Origin of the sequence: Myxococcus xanthus, assembly GCF_013116825.1 — a bacterium.
In the GTDB taxonomy this organism is placed as follows: domain Bacteria; phylum Myxococcota; class Myxococcia; order Myxococcales; family Myxococcaceae; genus Myxococcus; species Myxococcus xanthus_B.
Window position 1 is genome coordinate 1 of sequence record NZ_JABFNS010000243.1, and the last position, 5,748, is coordinate 5,748.

The 5,748-nt window shown below is 69.8% G+C and carries 3 protein-coding genes; 2 read left to right on the forward strand and 1 reads right to left on the reverse strand.

What is annotated here, in order from left to right; genetic code table 11:
- The first annotated feature begins 1,881 nt into the window (after nt 1-1,881).
- Nucleotides 1,882-3,522 carry an Hsp70 family protein gene (locus HNV26_RS36610; RefSeq protein WP_366817106.1) on the forward strand — a complete coding sequence of 547 codons (1,641 nt, stop codon included), beginning with the start codon at nt 1,882-1,884 and terminating at the stop codon, nt 3,520-3,522.
- Nucleotides 3,523-3,642: 120 nt separating this feature from the next.
- A complete protein-coding gene (locus tag HNV26_RS36615) occupies nt 3,643-4,311 on the forward strand; it encodes a hypothetical protein (RefSeq protein WP_140794807.1) in 669 nt (222 codons plus the stop codon).
- A gap of 12 nt (nt 4,312-4,323) precedes the next feature.
- Here HNV26_RS36615 and HNV26_RS36620 read toward each other — a convergent pair whose 3' ends face one another.
- Nucleotides 4,324-5,661 (reverse strand): glutamate--cysteine ligase, encoded by a 1,338-nt coding sequence (locus HNV26_RS36620; protein WP_171445482.1) that lies wholly within the window; start codon nt 5,659-5,661, stop codon nt 4,324-4,326.
- Between the last annotated feature and the right edge of the window lie 87 nt (nt 5,662-5,748).

Here is a 5,748-nt window from a genome sequence, read left to right on the forward strand (position 1 = left end):
CTTCCGGCCCCTGCGCCCGCGCCTCCCCCGGGACTCGTTCGCCGCACACCCGGCGCGAAGGCTTCGAATGCGGTGCGTGCCTCGACGCTCACCCGCGAACCCTCGCGGGAGGATGCGCGCGTCGAAGGCCCGCCGACGGGAGTTCCTGGCACGGTGGCTGCCAACGGAGCCGCTCTCGCGAGCACGGTGGCGGTGCCGGAACTCACGCCCAGTTCCGAGACTGCTACGGCGGATGATGACGCACGCTCGGAAGTGCCGGACTCCAGCACGGCTGCTCCGCCCTCCGAGTCCGAGCATGTGTCGGATGAGCCTGCGTCCAGCACGGACACGCATGCGGTGTCTGGAGAGGCGGACACGGGCTCACGGGATGCCTCTGACGCGTTCGGCGGGGGTGCTTTCGCTGAATCAGGGACTCCGAGCACACAAGACGTGGACGCACGTCCGGGACCTGTCGCTCCGCGCTTTGAAGCTGATTCGAGTGACGGGCTCGACTTCGCCATCACCGCGAGCCTCGCGGCGTCCGAGGATGACGGTGGCAATGCGAATGCCGTAGCCGAGCAACATGGCCTCGCTGAGCCCGCCAAAGCGCCACTCGCCCCGGAGGATTCGTCAACCGACGCCGGCACCGCGCCGACAGCGACCACGACTCCGGACCTGACGGCGAACGCCTCCGACGCGCCGGCCTTGAGCGAGCCAGTGGAACCGCCTCAAACGCTGCTTCATGTCCCGCCCGCGATGGAGACAGGCGACGATGCGCATGCAGCCGCAGAGCCTCCCACCTCCGCGTCCGCGCTCCCTGCATCCCCGTCTGGTCCTGGTGGACCCGCGCCCGCTGAGCTCGACGAAGCCGTCGGTGACGAAACTACCGCCTCGGCGACGGATACAGATGCAGCGGCGCCCCACGGCGCATCTGTCGCTCAGGCGAGCACCTCGCTCGTTTCGGAAGCTGGCACGTCTGCAACGACGAAACCCTCCGCGACGACGCCAGTTACGGGCACCGCTCCCGCCAACGAAGCAGCCACGGAACCCTCCGCGACATCTGCGACCACGAGCTCCGAGCCCACCGCCGAGGGCAGCGATACATTCACGATTCGAGCAACCGCAGAGGCCTCGACCACAAGCGTCGAGCCCGGCACCGACGAGGGCAACGAAGCAGCCCCGACATCCTCCGAGACGGCGGCCCCCGCGAGTGAAAAGCGCGATGCCAAAGCAGGCGACGCATCTCCGACTGAAACGCCAACTGCCACTTCAACCACAAGCGTCGAGCCCACCGCCGAGGCAGTTCACGTAGCATCCCCGGAGGCGTCCGCGACGGGCGCGCTCACTCGTGCACAGTCCGACGCCGACGCAGGCGGCGCATCCACCACGAAGCCCCCCGCCGCGACGCCACCACTGAGCGATGCGCCCGTCGCCGAGGCAAGCAACGAGGCAGCTACCGAGCCCAAAGCAGCAGGGCCGACCACCGAAAAAAGTGGCCCGGGTATCGCGTCCGAATCGACGACGACGACCAGCGCGGATGAGCAGTCCGGCAGTGCTCCCGGCGAGGCTTCATCCGCACAGACGATGGCCGCGCTCCCGAGCGCACCTGGCATCGACAAGACGGTACCCGCCGCTCCGGCTGCGAAGTCCGCTGAGCGTTCGCAGGACGCCTCCACATCAGGTGATACACCGCCCCAGGCGGCAGCCAGTGCAGCCCCCGCGGCCGAGTCGAGTCCATCACCAGCGCCGACACACGCGACTGCCGAGCCGCATGGGCGCACCGCCGCCCCCGAAGGCGTGCGCCCCAGCGTGGCCTCGGATGATGCCTCTCTGTCCAACACGGAAGCAGCCCCAGCCCGTACCGAATCCGGGCCCACGCCTCCCGTCCCTCAGGACGCGGACGTGCCACGCCACCGCCGCCGTGCCCTGCTCGAGGTCCCCCTTCCTCAACCGGCCTCGGCGCCCGCGCTCCCCGAGGTCGTGCTGGGCATCGACCTGGGCACCTCACATGCGCGCGTCGCCGTCGTCCAGGACGGGATGCCCACGCTCATTCCCCTCCCCGGCACCACCACCACGGACCTTCCCGCGCTCATCGCGGTGAACGGCACCGGCGACCTCGTCGTCGGCACCACGGCTCAGACGGAAGGCCAACGTGCCCCCCGCCGTGCCATCTCCGGTCTCAAGCGACTGCTGGGCCTGAAGCCGCGTTCTCCGCAACTTCGCTGGCTCGCCCCGTTACTCCCCTTCCCCGTCACCACGGACACGAATGGGAACTCCGCCGTGGAGGTCCGGGGCCGCGTCATCTCCCCCACGCTCTTCACGGCCATGCTGCTTCGCGAGCTGAAGCATGCCGCCGCGACGCACCTGGGCCGCAAGGCAACCCGCGCCGTCATCTGTGCCCCCACGCACTTCACCGACCGCCAATGCGCCGCCCTTCGCGAAGCCGCCACGCTCGCGGGGCTCGATACCCAGCGCATCCTCATCGCCCCCGCGGCGGCGGCGCTCGCGTATGCACATGGCCGAGGGCTCGCGCGAAAGCGGGTGCTCGTCGTGGACCTGGGCGGTGGCGGTCTCCAGGTCTGCGTGGTGCAAGTCACAGGCGATGACCTCGAGGTCATTACCACCGGAGGTGACGCCACCCTCGGCGGTATGGACTTCGATGCGCGCATCGCCGAGGCCATCGCCAGCGACCTCTCGGAACAGGGCGTCCCCAAGCCGGACCATCCCTTCGACTGGGCCCCTCTGCGCACCGCCGCCGAGTCCACGAAGGTGGCCCTCTCCAGCCAGGAGCAGGTGGACGTCACCCTCCCCTCGGGAACCGTCCCCCCCATCAACCGGGAGCGAGTCGAAGCCCTCACCGCCGACCTCGCCCAGCGCGTCACCACCGTGGTCCGCGACGTGCTCGAATCCAACGCGCTCTCCCCCCAGGGGCTGGACGCGGTGCTCCTGGTCGGCGGGCAGAGCGCCGCGCCCCTGGTCCGCCGCCGGCTCGAAGAGAGCCTGGGCGTGAGCGTGCGCGACGACGTGGACACCCGAGGCAGCGTGGCCCTGGGCGCCGCGCTGCTAGGACAGGGGCTCCTGCTCGCCGCGGCCGGCAAGCCCGCGGCCACTGTCTCCGAGGTGCTCTCCTCCCCGCTCGCCGTCGCCGAGCGCGGTGGCACCTTGCGCCGCGTCCTCGAACGGAACACCCGCCTGCCCGCCACCAAGACGCTGGTGCTTCCCGCGGTGCCGGGCCCGCTTGAGCTGGCCCTCTTCCAGGGGGCAGCCTCGCAGGCGTCCGACGCCGAGTACCTCGGCCGGCTCACCCTCAACGTGGAGCGCGCGGGTGAGGTGGAACTGCACCTCGAGCTCTCAGTCGATGGGGCCCTGTCGCTCGAAGCCACCCTGCCTGGCGTGAAGCGGCACGCGGTGTCCCTGGCCACGGAGCACTTGGACGACGCGACCTTCGACGCGCTCATCGCCCGCTCGCCGCTGGTCCCTGAGCCAGAGCGACGCCCAGGTGGCGTGCTGTCCGGACTGAAGAAGCTCTTCGGCCGCCGCTGAGCCCCTCCTCGCTCGCCCGCGCACAAGTCACGGCGCCCTTCGCCCCATGGGCCGATGCGCCTGCGACCATCCAGGCCACCGTGCGTCCCTGCGGCTCTCTCTCTGTAGCCGTGGCGACAGATGGCCAGCTTTCCGGTGACTGATTTTCCGGGGAGGAATGCGATGCGACGTTCGATTGTGGGTGGAGTCGCCACGGCGGCGCTGGGCATGGCGGGACCCGCCTTCGCCATCGAGGCACAGCAGGTGGGCGAGCGGCTGCGCGTCGAGGAGCGGCCGCTGGTGGGCATCGACGTCCGACTGGGCCTCGGCAACTTCACCGGAGACCTCGGCAGCAACACCAAGGTGGGCCCGCTGCTGGGCATCAACGCCAGCGCCTATCCCTGGCAGTACGGCGGAGTCGAGGTCGGCTACGAAGGCCAGCGCTTCCCCATCGACGACTCGCGCCTGCGCGACAACGGCGATGGCGAAGGCGTCTGGCGCCACAACGCCACCCTGCTCGCCAAGGCGGGACCACTCATCGACGAGAAGTGGCGCCCCTTCGTCGGCGCGGGCGTCGGCCTGAGCTACCTCAACCCCTCGGACGGCGCGGACCGCTTCTACAACAATGACTGGCAGACGGAGCTCCCGCTGGCCGCGGGCCTGGACTACCGCTTCGGCAACCTGGTGGCCGGCGCACGCGCCACGTACCGGTTCGTCGGCGGGGAGGGCCTCCTCCGAAACCCCGTCACCAACGCCGACGAGAAAGGCAGCCTCTTCAACGGCAATGTGATGATTGGCGGGCAGTTCTAGCCCGCCCCCATGTCACAGGCTGAAGCCGTCCAGCAGCGCCTCGGGGCGGGGATTCTTCTCCCACGCCTCGAGCACCGCCACCGCGGGCGAGCGCCCCGACGCGGCCACCGCGTCCAGCGCGTCCAACAGGGGCGCATCCTGCGCATCCAGCCGCATCAAGCCCCGGCGGGAGATGGCCAGCATCTCCGCCGCCAGGCGGTGCAGCTCCTGCGAACCCAGCCGGCCGCCCAGTCCCTCGCGCCGCGCCGTATCATGGAAAGCCAGGTGCTCGGCGTAGGTCAGCTTCGGCAACAGGCGCTCGGCCTCCTCCAGCGCGGTGGCGTCGTACAGGATGCCGCGCCAGAGGGCGGCGAGCGCTCCCGTCATCGCGGGATTCACACAGTCCGCGCCGCGCACCTCGATGACCGTCTTCAGCCGCACCTCGGGGAAGAGCGTGGACAGATGGTCCGTCCAGTCGTTCAGGTCGGGCGGTTTGCCCTCGAAGCCCTCCTTCATCAACTGCCGGAAGGTCAGCTTCGGGTACAGGTACTCGTTGTTGCGCCGCAGGAAGAGCAGCGGCGCGTCCAGCGCCCACTCCACATAGGCGCGATACGAGAACGAGCCGTCGAAGAACGCAGGCAGGTAACCACAGCGCGTGGGGTCCACCTCGTCCCAAACGCGGTTGCGGAAGGACAGGTAACCCGACGGCTTGCCCTCCACGATGGGGCTGTTGGCGTACAACGCATTCATCAGCGGGGCGAGCCGCGCCACCACCACCGTCTTGCGGACACAGTCCGCCTCGTCCGCCCAGTCCAGGGACACCTGGCCGGTGGACGTCATCAACATCATGTTCAGCGCCAGCCGGCCGCGCTCTGGCAGCGTGCGGCGCATGATGAGGTAGCGCGTCTTTGGCATCCACGGCATCTGCGCCGTCGTGCCAAAGGGGCGGTAGCCGAGGAAGACGAGCCGCAAGCCCAGCTCCCTCGCGGCGGAGGAGACCTCCGACAGGTGCGTCAGGTTCTCCGCATGCGCCTCGCGCGCGGTGACGAAGGGGCTTCCGGACAGCTCCACCTGGCCGCCGGGCTCCAGGGAGATGGTGGCGCCACCGCGCTGCAGCGCGATGATGGGCGACTCCGGCGTCTCCCGGAAGGGCGTGTAGCCCGCCGAGGCCACCCGGTTCAGCAGCGCGCCGACGCCCCGCTCACCTTCGTAGGTCGGCGGCTCCGCGGCGCCCACCGGGTAGAGGAACTTCTCGTGCTCGAGCCCCAGACGGTGCGCACCGCTGGGCTTCTCGGCGGCTCGGAATCCAGCCAACAGCATGTCGACGGAGGAGATGGGCTCTGCGGCCGCGCGCTTGAGGTCGAGTGACATGGGCGCGCCCTATATAACCTAGACTTTTGGACCCGCCCGGATTTGCGCACTGGCCTTTATGAGCCCACACTCCACCCTCCCCACCAT

Coding starts and splice junctions, on each gene's coding strand:
- HNV26_RS36615 (WP_140794807.1), top strand. CDS start 3,643: ATGGCCAGCTTTCCGGTGACTGATTTTCCGGGGAGGAATGCGATGCGA.
- HNV26_RS36620 (WP_171445482.1), bottom strand. CDS start 5,661: ATGTCACTCGACCTCAAGCGCGCGGCCGCAGAGCCCATCTCCTCCGTC.